Annotated in this window: 11 protein-coding genes; 5 read left to right on the top strand and 6 right to left on the bottom strand. The window is 70.6% G+C overall.

Annotated features, from left to right (window positions below):
- Positions 1–65 precede the first annotated feature (65 nt).
- Positions 66–902: a patatin-like phospholipase family protein gene (locus QJS31_RS27320; RefSeq protein ID WP_306358065.1), complete on the top strand. Its 837-nt coding sequence runs from the start codon at positions 66–68 to the stop codon at positions 900–902.
- A gap of 58 nt (positions 903–960) precedes the next feature.
- Here the strand turns inward: QJS31_RS27320 and QJS31_RS27315 are convergent, their stop codons facing one another.
- Positions 961–2,499 (bottom strand): glycerol-3-phosphate dehydrogenase/oxidase, encoded by a 1,539-nt coding sequence (locus tag QJS31_RS27315; protein WP_306358064.1) that lies wholly within the window; start codon positions 2,497–2,499, stop codon positions 961–963.
- A gap of 25 nt (positions 2,500–2,524) precedes the next feature.
- On the bottom strand, positions 2,525–3,109 hold the full coding sequence (locus QJS31_RS27310) for a TetR/AcrR family transcriptional regulator (RefSeq protein ID WP_306358063.1): 585 nt from the start codon (positions 3,107–3,109) through the stop codon (positions 2,525–2,527).
- Between the two features lie 118 nt (positions 3,110–3,227).
- Between QJS31_RS27310 and QJS31_RS27305 the strand changes: the two genes are divergently transcribed.
- Entirely contained in the window at positions 3,228–4,805 is a 1,578-nt protein-coding gene (locus tag QJS31_RS27305) for an FAD-binding oxidoreductase (RefSeq protein WP_306358089.1), read from the top strand.
- The gene (locus QJS31_RS27300; protein WP_282783120.1) at positions 4,802–5,749 is read left to right on the top strand and encodes a YegS/Rv2252/BmrU family lipid kinase; all 948 of its coding nucleotides are present in this window, start codon (positions 4,802–4,804) and stop codon (positions 5,747–5,749) included. The genes QJS31_RS27305 and QJS31_RS27300 overlap by 4 nt, the downstream gene beginning before the upstream one ends.
- Before the next feature lie 78 nt (positions 5,750–5,827).
- Here the strand turns inward: QJS31_RS27300 and QJS31_RS27295 are convergent, their stop codons facing one another.
- From QJS31_RS27295 to QJS31_RS27280, 4 genes are all read right to left on the bottom strand, one after another.
- Complete coding sequence (locus QJS31_RS27295) at positions 5,828–6,649, bottom strand: PaaX family transcriptional regulator C-terminal domain-containing protein (RefSeq protein ID WP_282783135.1); 822 nt, start codon at positions 6,647–6,649, stop codon at positions 5,828–5,830.
- Between the two features lie 359 nt (positions 6,650–7,008).
- A complete protein-coding gene (locus QJS31_RS27290; protein WP_306358062.1) occupies positions 7,009–8,220 on the bottom strand; it encodes a saccharopine dehydrogenase family protein in 1,212 nt (403 codons plus the stop codon).
- Positions 8,221–8,228: 8 nt separating this feature from the next.
- Positions 8,229–9,245 carry a S9 family peptidase gene (locus QJS31_RS27285; RefSeq protein ID WP_282783124.1) on the bottom strand — a complete coding sequence of 339 codons (1,017 nt, stop codon included), beginning with the start codon at positions 9,243–9,245 and terminating at the stop codon, positions 8,229–8,231.
- 149 nt (positions 9,246–9,394) lie between these two features.
- Positions 9,395–10,066, bottom strand: a complete 672-nt coding sequence (locus QJS31_RS27280; protein WP_306358061.1) for an AAA family ATPase — start codon at positions 10,064–10,066, stop codon at positions 9,395–9,397.
- Between the two features lie 187 nt (positions 10,067–10,253).
- Between QJS31_RS27280 and QJS31_RS27275 the strand changes: the two genes are divergently transcribed.
- A complete protein-coding gene (locus tag QJS31_RS27275) occupies positions 10,254–11,219 on the top strand; it encodes an NAD(P)/FAD-dependent oxidoreductase (RefSeq protein ID WP_282783129.1) in 966 nt (321 codons plus the stop codon).
- A 210-nt stretch (positions 11,220–11,429) separates the two neighbouring features.
- Positions 11,430–14,171, top strand: a complete 2,742-nt coding sequence (locus tag QJS31_RS27270) for a valine--tRNA ligase (protein WP_306358060.1) — start codon at positions 11,430–11,432, stop codon at positions 14,169–14,171.
- The last annotated feature ends 56 nt before the right edge of the window (positions 14,172–14,227 follow it).

Raw genomic sequence — 14,227 nt, 5'->3', positions numbered from 1 at the left:
TGGGGGAATAGGCTCCGCACGTCGAAGGCTGTGTGTTCGGCATACGGCAGGCGAGAGGAGTCCACATGGCAGGCGGACGCGCACTGGTGCTCGGGGGCGGCGGCGTCGCCGGAATCGCATGGCAGAACGGGGTGCTGGTCGGGCTCGCGGATGCGGGGGTGGATGTGACCGATGCCGATCTGCTGGTCGGAACGTCGGCGGGGGCCAATGTGGCGGCGCAGTTCACCAGCGGCCTGCCGCCAGCAGAGCTGTACCGCAGGCAGATCGACGCGCGAGTGCAGAGCCGGGAGGTGCTGCCGCCCGGGAATCCGCTCAGCGAACTCACCGCCGCGCGGGCCGCCATCGCGGCCGACACCGATGATCCGGCGGAAATACGAAGGAGAGCAGGGGCTTTCGCACGCGCCTCACGAACAGTTCCGGCACCGGTGCGGCGGGCCGTTGTGGAAAGCCGCCTGCCCGTGCACGAATGGCCGCAGCGGCGACTGCTGGTGATCGCAGTCGATGCGGTGAGCGGGGAGCCACGGGTGTTCGATCGGAATTCCGGGGTGTCACTGGTGGACGCGGTGACGGCGAGTTCGGCGGTGCCGGGGGTGTGGCCGGTGGTGGAGATCGGGGGTGCGCTGTACACCGATGGCGGGGTTCGCAGCACCACCAACGCCGATTACGCGCGAGGATGCGCACGGGTGCTGATACTCGCGCCGTTACCCGTCTGGCCCCTGGACGATGAGGTGGCGGAATTGGTCGCTGGTGGGGCGCGGGTGGAGGTCATCGCGCCGGACGATGCTTCGGTAGTGGCGTTCGGGGAGAACCCGTTGGATCCGGACTGCCGGGTTGCGGCAGCGAAAGCCGGTCGGGCGCAGGGGGAAGCGGAGGCCGAGCGAATCGGTCGATTGCGGGAGTGAGGGTTCGGGCGAAGACCGGCCGCACGCCCGAAGAAGGCGGGCGGAGTTTCCGTTCCGGTCAGGCGAAGGCGGCTTTCGCGGCGGGTTCGGCGGCGGTGCGGGCCTCGGGGACGAGGCCGATTCGGGTGCGGCGGTCGAGCAGGTCGGCCGGAGTGAGGGCGGCCTGGTGGGTGGTGGCGAAGGCGAATTCGGCGGCGATGACGTCCAGGCCGGGGGCCACCGGGGCGGCCAGGTCGGGGTTGGCCTCGGCCAGGGCGAGGACGGCGGGGGCCTCGGAGCCGTAGCGTTCGATGAGGTCGGGGGTGGCGGGGATGCGGTCGCGGGCCGCGCCGGAGACGGCTCCGACCAGGGGAAGACGCCGGGTGCGGCAGGGGCGGGCGGTGAGGCCGCGCTGGGTGAGGACGGCGTCCACGGTGTCCTCGGCCATCTTGCGGTAGGTGGTCAGTTTGCCGCCCACGACGGTGATGACGCCGGAGGGGGAGGGCAGCACCGCGTGCTCGCGGGAGATGTCGGCGGTGGCGTCGTCGGCGGTGCGCAACAGGGGCCGCAGGCCCGCGAAGGTGCCGCGAATATCGGCGCGGGTCAACGGTTCCCGGAGCACCGTGTTGACCGTGTCGAGCAGGAAGTCGATTTCGGCGTCGGTGGCGTGCGGCACGTCGGGGACGGGGCCGGGCGCTTCCTCGTCGGTGAGGCCCAGATAGACCCGGCCGTGGGCGGCGGGGAAGGCGAAGACGAAACGGCTGATGCTGCCCGGAATCGGAATGGTGAGCGAGGCGTCGAGCCCGCCGAAGGACGCCGCGTCGAAAACCAGATGCGTACCGCGCGAAGGCCGCAACTCGATACTCGAATCGACCTGATCGGCCCACACTCCGGTGGCATTGACCACCGCCCGCGCCCGCACGGACAGGGTTTCGCCGGTGACCCGGTCGTGCAGCGTCGCCGCGTCGCCGGTGACCCGCGTCGCCTCCACCCGGGTGAGCACCGACGCCCCGTGCAGCGCCGCCGTGCGCGCGATCGCCACCACCAGCCGGGCATCGTCCACCAACTGCCCGTCCCAGGCCAGCAGCCCGCCGCGCAAACCGTCCCGGCGCACCGTCGGAGCCAGGCGCAGCGCCTCCGCCGCCGCCACCCGGCGCGAACGCGGCAGCACGGCCGCCGACGTTCCGGCCGTGCGGCGCAAGACATCTCCGGCCAGGAAGCCGGCCCGGATCAGGCCCTGCTGTGCCGCACCGATGCCCGGCAGCAGCGGCACCACCTGTGGTAGCGCCCGGGTCAGATGCGGAGCCGTGCGGGTGAGCAGGATGTGGCGCTCCACCGCACTCTCGTGCGCGATGCCGACCCCGCCGCTGGCCAGGTACCGCAGCCCGCCGTGCACCAGTTTGGAACTCCACCGGCTGGTGCCGAAGGCCAGGTCGTGCTTCTCCACCAGAACCGTGCGCAGTCCGCGCGCGGCGGCGTCCAGCGCCACGCCCGCACCGGTGATGCCACCGCCGATCACCAGCACGTCGATCTCGCCGCCGTCACCCAGTGCCCGCAGCTCGCGCTCGCGGCGCCCGGCATTGAGCGCGGAGCTGGACTGTGCCGAATTTCCGGTCATGACTTGGCCTTTCGAAGAGGGCGCACTAGCGCCCGGCGTGCGGGGTGAGATAGCTGTCGATGGCGTAGGCGAGTTCGGCGTCGAGATGGTCGGCGTCGAGGAACTGAGCGACCGTGCCCGCCGACTGCACCGCCGACTGGCTCATGAGCAGCAGCATGGTGGCCATCCGCTCGGGATCGCCGTCGCGAATGGAACCGTCGGCCTGCCCGGCCAGAATGCTGTCGGCGAACATCTCGATGAGCCGCCGCTGATTTCGGCCCAGTCGCTCGAACACGTAGGTGAGCATCACGTCCGTGTCGGCGCGAAAGATCTTGCTGAACAACGGGTTCTCGCGCACCGCCGCACCGCCGCCGACAATGGCCATGCACAGGCGCTCCCGCGAGTCGCCCTCGTCGGGTACGGCGCGGGCGACGATCTCGCGGAGTTCCCGCACCAGCAGGTCGGCCACCAGCGATCCGGTATCGGGCCAGCGGCGGTAGACGGTGGGGCGGCTCACGCCCGCCCGCCGCGCCACCTCGGTGAGGGTGGTGCGGCGCACTCCGAATTCGGCCACGCAGGCCCGCGCCGCGTCGAGGATCGCCCGATCGACGGCGGAGGACGGTTCGGTCATCGTGTCATCCCAGGTTCGTTACTGCTTGACAATCTATGTCAGACTGTAACGCATGGCCGACATGAAAGCACCCGCCGCATCCACCGAAAACCCGGGCGAGCCGGACGCTCGTCCGAGTATGGTGTGGGACGCCTGGGGCGCCCCGTCCGGACAGCAGCCACTGCCCGAACGGATCCGGGGACTGCTGGCTCAGGTGTTCGGGGTGTCGGGTGAGCCGGTGGCCCGTCGCGATGAGGGCGACGTGCCGCTGCGCGCCTCGGCGATCACGCCGGACCAGCGAGCCGGGCTGGTCGCGGTGGTCGGTGCGGACCACGTGTCGGACGGCCACCGCGACCGACTCCGCCACGCGGGCGGCAAGAGCACCCCCGATCTGCTGCGCCGCCGCGCCGAGGGCCCGCAGGACGCGCCCGACGCCGTCGTCTTCCCGGCCGATCACGACGAAGTGCTCGCCGTCCTGGCCTACTGCGCCGGCAACGGCATCGCGGTCGTACCCTTCGGCGGCGGCACCAGCGTCGTCGGCGGCCTGGACCCGGTGCGCGGAGCCTTCCCGGTGGTGATCGCGCTCGACCTGCGCCGCCTCGACACCCTCACCGAGGTGGACCCGGTCAGCGGCACCGCCACCCTGGGCGCCGGGCTCACCGGCCCGCGCGCCGAGGAACTGCTCGCCGCGCACGGACTCTCACTCGGCCACTTCCCGCAGAGCTTCGAATTCGCCAGTATCGGCGGCTTCGCAGCCACCCGCTCCTCCGGACAGGCGTCGGCGGGCTACGGCCGTTTCGACGACATGATCCAGCGGCTGCGCATCGCCACCCCGGGCGGCAGCCTCGACCTGGGCCGCGCCCCGGCCTCGGCGGCCGGACCCGATCTGCGCGAACTCTTCGCGGGCTCCGAGGGCGCCCTGGGCATCATCACCGCCGTCACCCTGCGCGTCCATCCCGTACCGGAGACCACGGCGTACCAGGCGTGGTCCTTCCCGGACTTCGGCACCGGCGCGGACGCGCTGCGCAGCGTGATCCAGACCGGCGCGGCCCCGACGGTGCTGCGCCTGTCCGACGAGGCCGAGACCGGCCTCAACCTCGCCCGCGCCGGAGATATCGGCGGCGCGGCCGTGGGCGGCTGCCTGGCCGTCACCACCTTCGAGGGCAGCGCCGCGCACGTGGCCGCCCGCCGGGCCGAGGCCGAGGCGCTGTTCACCGCCGCCGGTGGCACCGCGCTCGGGGAGCGGCCCGCCGCCGAATGGGAGCACGGCCGCTTCTCGGCCCCCTACCTGCGCGACGCCCTGCTCGATGTCGGCATCCTCTGCGAGACCCTGGAGACCGCCACCAGCTGGTCCAACCTCGCCGAACTCAAGGCGAAGGTCACCGTCGCGCTGACCGATTCGCTCACCGCGCAGGGCACCCCGGCCCTGGTCATGTGCCATATTTCGCACACCTACCCGACCGGGGCCTCGCTGTACTTCACCGTCATCGCCAAACAGGCCGACGACCCGCTCGCCCAGTGGGCGGCGGCCAAGCGGGCCGCCGGGGACGCCATCGTGGCCGCCGGGGGCACCATCACCCACCATCACGCCGTGGGTGCGGACCACCGCCCCTGGATGACCGACGAGATCGGCGACCTCGGCGTGCGGGTGCTGCGCGCGGTGAAACAGGCCGTTGACCCGTCCGGAATCCTCAACCCTGGGAAGCTGATTCCGTGAAAGAGATCCACTCGGTCGCCCTGGTGACCAATCCGATGTCCGGGCACGGCCGCGGCCTGGAGGTCGGAGCCGCCGCCGTTGCCCGCTTCACCACCCACGGCGTGCGGGTGCGGGAACTGTGCGGTGACTCCGCCGCGGACACCACCCGGCTGGTCCGTGCCGCCCTCGACGATCCGGATCACCGTCCCGACGTAGTGGTGAGCGCGGGCGGCGACGGCCTGACCTGCGTTGTGCTGCAAGCGCTCGCGGGGACCGGGATACCGCTGGGCCTGGTGCCCGGCGGCACCGGCAACGACCTCGCACGGCAGCTCGAGATCCCCGACGACACCGATGCCGCCGTGGACGTGGTGCTGGCAGGGAAGACCCGTGACGTCGATCTGGGCACCGTCGACACCGCGGCCACCGCGGCCACCGCGGGCGAGTCCGGGCCGTTCTGGTTCGCCACGGTCACCGGTACCGGACTGGACGCGCGGGTCACCCTGCGCGCCAACGACCTGCGCTGGCCCAACGGACCGGCCCGCTACACGGTGGCGGCGCTGATCGAGCTGTTCCACGGGCTCGCGGTGCCGTACCGCATCGAGTTGAGTGGCTCCCCCGACCATCCGGACGGGACCGCGGTCATCGACACCGACGCCATCATGGTCGCGGTCGGCAATACCAAGACCTACGGCGGCGGCATGCTGATCTGCCCCGACGCCGTGCTCGACGACGGACTGCTCGACCTCACCGTGGTGGGGGCCATGTCGCGGCTCCAGATGCTGCGGATGCTTCCGGCCCTGTCTTCGGGCAAGCGCATCGACCATCCGGCGGTCAGCCAGTACCGCGCCGCCACCATCACCCTGACCGCTCCGGGTGCCCCCGCGACAGCCGATGGGGAACCCGCGGGCATGCTGCCGGCCACCTTCCGCGCCCGGCCCGGAGCGCAGGCGATACTGGTTCCGTAGCCGTAGCCGTAGCCACGGACGGAGACCGAGCAGCAGCTGACACCGCGGAGGCGGCGATGCGGTGGCGGGTCCGCGACGTCAGCGCCGCGGTGCCGTCGCCGCGACCTCGCCGACCACCTCCGAGTACCAGCGGAACAGGCGAATCTCCTGCGCTGGTTCGGCTTTCAGCAGTTCCGCCCAGCACGCGGCCGTGCTCGCGCGGGCGGCCGTGCCGATCCACGGCTGCGGCAGCAACTGTGGGGGCAGCAGCGGATCGGGCTCCACCGCGCGGGTGAACTCCGCGGCCAGGGTCACGGCGATGGTGAGCCGCCGGGTGTGCGCGGCGGTGCGCAACTCGGCCAGGAAGCCCTCGGCGGCGGCGAGCAGACGGCGATGGCCGTCGGCGATGCGGTCCAACGGCCACAGCCGGGCGGCGAGTGCGCGCGGCTCGTGCACGCCGCCCACCCGCAGATCCGTACTGGTCGCGGTCGTGATGTTGCCGGTGACCCCGAGGCCGTCCGCGGCGGCGTGCAGGCGGTCCTCCCACGGGTTGGCCGAGACGTACAGCCCGCCCTGGATCGGCGCGCCACCCAGTCCCACGATGGTGTCCCGCATGGCATCGCGGGCGTGGCGGGCCGACTCCGGAACGGCGAACGCGGCCAGATGCCATACCCCGTCCCAGGACACCTGCCCGCGGTCCTGCGCGTACATGAAGCGGATGAACTCCAGATCGGGTTCGATGGCGGCGCGGGTGGTCGCGGTGGCGTGCAGCACCGCCTTGCGCCCGCGCCCCTCCTGGACGAACTTCCCGTCGGCGGCCAGCCGTTTGATACAGAGCCGGACCTGCTGGTCGGTCATGCCGAGGGCATTGGCGACGTCGTACAGCTCCCCGGCGTCGATGGTCGCGTCCGCGCGGATCATGCTCTCGACGAGCGTGCGCGTGGAGACATCCGGTTCGTGCGGAGCGGCCACTGGGTCACCTCCTGATCGGTGCGGCGCTCGGCCCTGTCGCGTGCGCTCGCCGATTCCGGCGATGCGCTTTCCCATTCCGGCGGGTGCGCTGCGCCATCCTGGCGGTGCGCTCTGCCATCCTGGCGGTGCGCTCTGCCATCTTGGCGGTGCGCTCTGCCATCCTGGCGGTGCGCACCTACACGCTGGCGATGTGCTCGGCCATCCTACGGTCGGCGCGGTTCCGATCGTTGATCGCGGTGGGCTTTCCGTTCTCGTGTTCGACCCGGCACCGCGGTGTTTCCGAGTCGTGGTCGAGTGATCGGGGTGCGCTATCCGGCCTCGCATTCGACCCGGTACAGCGGTGCGTCCGAGTCGCGGTCCAGCACCCGGTCCAGGTCGGCGAAGAAGCGCACCGGGTCGATGATGGTCTCCGGCGGATGCACGCCGGGGCGCAGCGCGGAACCATCGACGAGCTGGGACATGCCCAGCGCCAAGGGGATTCCCGTGGCGCGCGCCATATCACCGAGCAGCCCGCGCGCCGGATCCGTCGGGGGCGGTGACGTGTTCAGATAGGCCAGCACCGTCCGCTCGCGTCCGTGCGCGCGCCCGGTGACGGCGGCGAAGAACGACGGCAAGGTGCCGGGTCCCTTGGTGCGCAGGGCGATCGGCACCGACCGCAGCAGCCGCGACAGTGTGGGCTCGGCCAAGGCGAGCGCGGCGGTGTCGTTGGTGAGTCTGCCGCCGTCGATATCACGGCGCAGCACCTCGAGATAGGCGAGCGTCCACGGCGTGACGACCATGAGCGTGGCCGCGTCACCGCTGGCGTTCAGACTGTGCCGCAGGGTGATCGGCTCCGGATGGCCGACGGTGTAGGCGGTGCCGCGCCGTCCGCCGGGCAGCCGCAGGGCGGTGGCGGTGAGCGGTCGCCGATCGGTGAGCCGTCCGGCCTCGACCACCCGGATCGTGCCGCTGCTCTGCTGCATCCAGTGCACGGCGGCCGCCGCCGGGCTGCCGCCCGGGGGCAGCAGCAGATCCTTGTCCTCGGCATCCATGTCCACCGGCCACGCGGTGTACACATCCCGCACGGTCTCCAGCTCGGTGGCGGCGACGGCGGCGAGCAGATTGCTCATTCCCGGGCTCGCACCCATGCCGATGATCGCGCACACCCCCTGGTCGCGGGCCTCGTGATCGAGTTCGAGCAGGCGCTCCGTCGGCTCCCAGTCATCGCAGATGTCGAGATAGTGGGTGCCGGTGGCAATGGCCGCGCGCAATACGGCGGGTCCGAAACGGTAGTACGGGCCAACGGTATTGAGCACCACGTCGGCAGCGGACAGGGCGCGCCGCAGCCGTTCGTCGTCGGTGACGTCCACCTCGATCGCCCGTATCGACATGGGCGCGTGGGCGAGACGGTTCGCCAGCCGCCGGGCGGCGGCGAGATCGCGATCGGCGATGACGATCTCGTCGATATCGGGCAGGGTGACCGCGGTGTGTACGGCGGCGGCGCCCATGGCACCGGGGCCGCCGAGAGCCAGAACTCGCATGGGAACTCCTATTCCGCCTGCGACACATAGCGTCGCAGATCCTCGAGATAGCCGGGCGCGTACAGGGCGCGCGGCGCGAAAACGGCCACCAGGAAGGCGCGGATCCCCTGCTCGTGGTCCAGCTTCGCGACGGCGATGCTGTGCGAGGCGTCCGGATACTTCCGGACGGTCAGCCGCTGGGGCGGCAGCGATTCGCGATAGACGCGTTCGGTTTCGGCGACGTCGACGTTCAGGTCCTCCATGCCCAGCACGAGCAGCACGGGTACCCGGATCAGCGGCAGCGTCGGGGCGGCGTCCGACCGGTAGTTCTCGACGACGAAGCGCCATCGGTCGGCCGACATCGGCGACTCGTCGACGCCGGAGGCCACATACCGCTCGTGGGAGGCGTTCTCGCGCAACAGTCGCCGTATCTCGTCGCGTCGCCGGTGCGCCCGCGCGATCTCGTCGTCGGACGCGCCGCGGTAGCGCAGTTCGGCGTCGAGGTTGTAGGCGCCCTGCCGCAGCCAGTCGATCGCGACCCCCACCGCGATGACGAAGCGCAGCTCGGGGTGCCGGACGGCCACCTCGGGCAGCACCCACCCGGCCTGGCTGATGCCCCACAGTCCGGTCCGCAGCGGATCGAGGTCACCGCGCTGCCGAGCCCAGGTGAGCGCCGCCTCGGTCTCGACCGCCCGGTCGTGCATGCTCTGCTCCAGCCAATTGCCCGGCGCGCCATCGACTCCCGGCTTGTTCCAGGACAGCGACGCATAGCCCGCCCGGGCGAAGGACTCCCAGATGGGGCGGTAGAAGCCGTCTCGATCGGCGGTGGCGGGGCCGTCGCCGTGGACGAAAACGACCAGACCATACGGCGTTTCGCCGTGTTCGGGCAGCGCCAGGGTGGCCTGGAGCGGATGTGCCGCGCCGGGAATGGTCACCCGCTCCTCGCGGAAGGCGAAGTCGTGCCGGTAAACGATCCACGCACCCGCCGCCGCGATCAGCGTCAGCACGCAGCCGAATGCGATGACGGCCCGCCGTGTCCTGCTCACCACGCCTCCCGTTGACGATCCAAGTAGATACTAACGACTATAGAACGATCGTAGAGAGAATGATAGATATGGTCGCCGGACAGCAGAGTGCCCCCGGACTTGCCGGGGGCACTCGACGAAGTGATCGATCGGGTCGGGCGGCGGTCGGGTCAGGCGGCGAAGGAGACCTCACGCAGTTCGGTCACCGTCCGGCGATCGAGGATCACCACCGAGGCGGGCTCGGGTCGCGGTTTCGTTCCGGCGGCGACGGCGTCCACCAGTCGTCGCCACTTCGCGCAGTGCATGCGGAAGCTCAGGCCGCTCACCTCGCGACCGCGCGAGACCTGCCCCGCCAGAGCCTGTTCCGCGGGGGCGTCGATCATGATCATGTGCACCTGCCGCCCCGCGGCGCGGGCCCAGAGCGCCACCAGGTGGCGCACCCACTGCCGGGTGCCGCAGTCGTGAATGACCACCGGACCGTCCGCCCGGTGCAGTGCGGCGCGAATCCGAAGATAGTGCGTGACGTGCACGATCGGCAGCCACAGCGGGTAGGGGACGGCACGCAGATATTGCTGCCACCAGTTGCGGGCGTGCTGGGAGTCCAGCAGTACCGTGCCGTCCGGTCCGGCGGCGGGGCGGACGGCATCGCTGGAGCAGCCGAACAGTCTGCGTAGCGCGGTGCTCTTGCCCGCGCCCGGAACCCCCGTGACGATGACGGCCGCCGTTGCGGGGTAACGCAATTCGCGAATCGGATGGCCGCGTAGGTCGTGCACCTCGAACGGGGCCATGCTGCGCGGATCGGGGGAGAGGTGTAGCGGACCGGATTCGAGCGGGGGGTTCACCCCTCCCAGAATCCGTGTTCGTTCCCCGTTCGGCAACCGGGAAAACCCTGAGTTCCGGCACCGGATCTCCTGGGAGGCAGGCACTTCGGGCGACGCGCCGGGGGTGACACACTGGCTACCGTCCGGTGGCGGCCCGGAATCGGCAAAATAGTTTGCCGTTCTCGCCGTATGGCAGCACGGTGGAAGCATGAGCGAAACAAATTACGACGTGCTGGTCATCGGCGGCGGCGCGGCGGGCCTGTCCGCTGCCCTGCTCCTCGCCCGATCGCGCCGCCGGGTGGCCGTGATCGACGCGGGCGCACCCCGCAACGCCCCCGCCGCCCACATGCACGGCTACCTCTCCCGTGACGGCATGAACCCCCTGGAACTGCTCACCGCCGGCCGTGCCGAGGTGGCCGGATACGGCGGCGAACTCATCGACGACCGCGTGGTCGCGGCCACGCGCACCGGGACGGCGGACGGAGCCGGTGGGGATGCTGATCGTGCCCCAGCTCCCGGATTCGAGGTGCGGCTGGCGAGCGGTCGCACCCTGCGTGCCCGCCGGCTGCTGGTGGCGTCCGGTCTGCGCGATGAGCTGCCGCCGCTGCCCGGTCTGCGGGAACGGTGGGGCAGGGATGTCCTGCACTGTCCGTATTGCCACGGCCACGAGGTGGCCGATCAGCCGATCGGGCTGCTCGGCTCCGCGGAGTCCGGGCCCGCCTCGCGCTCGGTGCACCTGGCGCTCGCACTGCCGCAGTGGTCACGGGACCTGGTGTTCTTCCCGCACACCTTCGAGCTCTTCGACGCCGACCGCGCCCGTATCACGGCGCGCGGGGTGCGCATCGTGGACGGCAAGGTGTCGGGTATCACCGTCACCGACGACGCGCTGCGCGCGGTGGAACTCGCGGACGGCACCTCCGTGGCCCGCGCGGCGCTGTTCGTGGTGGCCGACATGATTCCGGACAACACCGTGCTGGACGCCCTGGGCTGTGAGCTGACCGACAGTGGTTACGTCCGCGCCGACGCCAACGGCCGGACCAGCGTGCCCGGGGTGTTCGCGGCGGGCAATGTGGCCGATCCCCGCCTCCAGGTGATCTCCGCCGCCGGTGCCGCCGCGGCCGTGGCCATCGCCGTCAACACCGATCTGGTGGAGGAGGACTGTGCTGTCCGGTGAGCCGGGAAATCCGCCCCGGATGCAACGTGGATGCAACGAAAGTTGGCCTAGCCTGGGCGATTCGGTCAAAACCTGAGAATTGCTTATGGATTCGGGAGAGCGGCTCGATTCGCCGGTAGTCTTGCTGACGAGGGCGGGGCTTTCGGTGTCCCTCATCCGCCGAAAGCCCCGCTCTTCGGCTATCTCGAGGTCCTTCTTTAGAATCGCACGGTGACCAGCACAGCCTCTGAGAACTCGCGTAATCGTGCCGATGCCCTCCCCAAGAGCTGGAACCCCGGCGAAGTGGAGGCCGAGCTGTACGAGCGCTGGGTAGCCGCTGGTTACTTCACCGCCGACGCGAGCAGCGACAAGCCGCCGTACTCGATCGTTCTGCCGCCCCCCAATGTCACCGGCTCCCTGCACATGGGCCACGCCCTCGACCACACCCTCATGGATACCCTCACCCGCCGCAAGCGCATGCAGGGCTACGAGGTGCTGTGGCTGCCGGGCATGGACCACGCGGGCATCGCCACCCAGAGCGTGGTGGAGAAGCAGCTCGCGGCGGACGGGAAGACCAAGGAGGACTTCGGCCGCGAACTGTTCGTCGACAAGGTCTGGGACTGGAAGCGCGAATCGGGCGGCCAGATCCAGGGCCAGATGCGCCGCCTCGGCGACGGCGTGGACTGGAGCCGCGACCGCTTCACCATGGACGAGGGCCTGTCCCGAGCCGTGCAGACCATCTTCAAGCGGCTCTACGACGCCGGCCTCATCTACCGCGCCGAACGGCTGGTCAACTGGTCGCCGGTGCTGAAGACCGGCATCTCCGACCTCGAGGTCGACTACAAGGACGTGGAGGGCGAGCTCGTCTCGCTGCGCTACGGCTCGCTGAACGACGACGAGCCGCACGTGATCGTGGCCACCACCCGCGTCGAGACCATGCTCGGCGACACCGCGGTGGCGGTGCACCCGGACGACGAGCGGTACGCGGCGCTGGTCGGCACCACGCTGTACCACCCGATCACCGGCCGTCAGATCCCGATCGTGGCCGACGACTACGTCGATCCCGAATTCGGCTCCGGTGCGGTGAAGATCACCCCCGCGCACGACCCCAACGACTTCGAGCTGGGCCTGCGCCACAACCTGCCCATGCCGACCATCATGGACGAGACCGGCAAGATCGCCGGAAGCGGAACCGAATTCGACGGCATGGACCGCTTCGAGGCCCGGCGCAAGATCCGCGAGCGCCTGGAGGCCGAGGGCCGCGTGGTCGCCCGCAAGTTCCCGTACGTGCACAGCGTCGGCCACTCCGAGCGCTCCGGCGAACCCATCGAACCGCGGCTGTCCATGCAGTGGTGGGTCAAGGTGGAATCCCTCGCCAAGGCCGCCGGTGACGCCGTGCGCTCGGGCGATGTGAAGATCCACCCCGCCAGCCAGGAGCCGCGCTGGTTCGAATGGGTCGACAACATGCACGACTGGTGCATCTCGCGGCAGCTGTGGTGGGGCCACCGCATTCCGATCTGGTACGGCCCCGAGGGCGAGATCGTCTGCGTCGGCCCCGACGAGCAGGCCCCCGAGGGCTACGTGCAGGACCCCGACGTGCTCGACACCTGGTTCTCCTCGGGCCTGTGGCCGTTCTCCACCATGGGCTGGCCCGACGCCACCCCGGAACTCGGAAAGTTCTATCCCACCAGCGTTCTCGTCACCGGTTACGACATCCTGTTCTTCTGGGTGGCCCGGATGATGATGTTCGGCATGTTCGTCTCCGACGACCCCGTTCTCACAGCATCGCGCAGCGATTCGGTGAGGGGTGGTGGCCGGGAGACGGGCGGGCCCTCGGGCAAGGGCGGACAGCGGCAGGTGCCGTTCCAGGATGTGTTCCTGCACGGCCTGATTCGCGACGAACACGGCAAGAAGATGTCCAAGTCGCGCGGCAACGGCATCGACCCGCTGGACTGGATCAGCGAATACGGCGCGGACGCGACCCGCTTCACCCTCGCCCGCGGCGCACAGCCCGGCAGCGACCTGTCCATCGGCACCTCGCACGTGATGGCCTCGCGCAGCTTCGTCACCAAGCTGTTCAATGCCACCAAGTTCGCGCTCATGAACGGCGCGGCACCGGGCGAGCTGCCCGCCCGCGACACCCTCACCGACGCCGACCGCTGGATCCTGGACCGGCTCGAAGCCGTTCGCGCCCAGACCGATACGGCGCTGGACCGCTACGAGTTCAGCAAGGCCCTCGAAGGGCTGTACCACTTCGCCTGGGACGAGCTGTGCGACTGGTACCTGGAGCTGGCCAAGGTGCAGTTCGCCGCGTCCGAGGAGCGCGCCGCCAGCACCCGCGTCGTGCTCGGCAATGTGCTGGATTCGGTGCTGCGCCTGCTGCATCCGGCGATTCCGTTCGTCACCGAGGCGCTGTGGCGGGCGCTCACCGACGGTGAATCCCTGGTGATCGCGCGGTGGCCCGAGACCTCCGGCGTGCCCGCCGACGCGGTGTCGGATCGCCGCATCGCCGACGCCCAGCGCCTCATCACCGAGATCCGCCGCTTCCGCAGCGATCAGGGGCTCACCGACAAGCAGAAGGTGGCCGCGAAGCTCATCGGCATCGAGGCCGCCGACCTCACCGGGCAGCTCGCCGAGATCGCCGCGCTCGCCCGGCTCACCGAGGCGGGCGAGGATTTCGCCGCCACCGCCGCACTCGAGGTGCGCCTCACCGATGCCACCGTGACCGTGGAGATCGACACCTCCGGCACCGTCGACCTCGACGCCGAACGCCGCCGCCTGGAGAAGGACCTCGCCGCCGCCCAGAAGGAACTGGCGGGCACCACCGCCAAACTCGGCAACGAGGGCTTCCTCGCCAAGGCGCCCGAGGATGTGGTCGCCAAGATCCGGGGGCGTCGGGAACTGGCCGCCTCCGAGGTCGAGCGCATCGGCGCGCGGCTGGCGGAGATCGCGAAGCTGGCGGAGCGCCAGTGAACGACGAGCCGGAGCGTCGGTACGCGGAGGAGCCGTTGACGGGCGGCACCTCCCCG

Source organism: Nocardia sp. CC213A (assembly GCF_030766805.1).
Taxonomy (GTDB): domain Bacteria; phylum Actinomycetota; class Actinomycetes; order Mycobacteriales; family Mycobacteriaceae; genus Nocardia; species Nocardia otitidiscaviarum.
The sequence above is the reverse complement of the archived record's forward strand: the minus strand, read 5'-3'. Positions and strand labels throughout refer to the sequence as shown.

Coding starts and splice junctions, on each gene's coding strand:
- QJS31_RS27295 (WP_282783135.1), bottom strand. CDS start 6,649: ATGATCCGCGCGGACGCGACCATCGACGCCGGGGAGCTGTACGACGTC.
- QJS31_RS27310 (WP_306358063.1), bottom strand. CDS start 3,109: ATGACCGAACCGTCCTCCGCCGTCGATCGGGCGATCCTCGACGCGGCG.
- QJS31_RS27275 (WP_282783129.1), top strand. CDS start 10,254: ATGAGCGAAACAAATTACGACGTGCTGGTCATCGGCGGCGGCGCGGCG.
- QJS31_RS27315 (WP_306358064.1), bottom strand. CDS start 2,499: ATGACCGGAAATTCGGCACAGTCCAGCTCCGCGCTCAATGCCGGGCGC.
- QJS31_RS27320 (WP_306358065.1), top strand. CDS start 66: ATGGCAGGCGGACGCGCACTGGTGCTCGGGGGCGGCGGCGTCGCCGGA.
- QJS31_RS27290 (WP_306358062.1), bottom strand. CDS start 8,220: ATGCGAGTTCTGGCTCTCGGCGGCCCCGGTGCCATGGGCGCCGCCGCC.
- QJS31_RS27305 (WP_306358089.1), top strand. CDS start 3,228: ATGGTGTGGGACGCCTGGGGCGCCCCGTCCGGACAGCAGCCACTGCCC.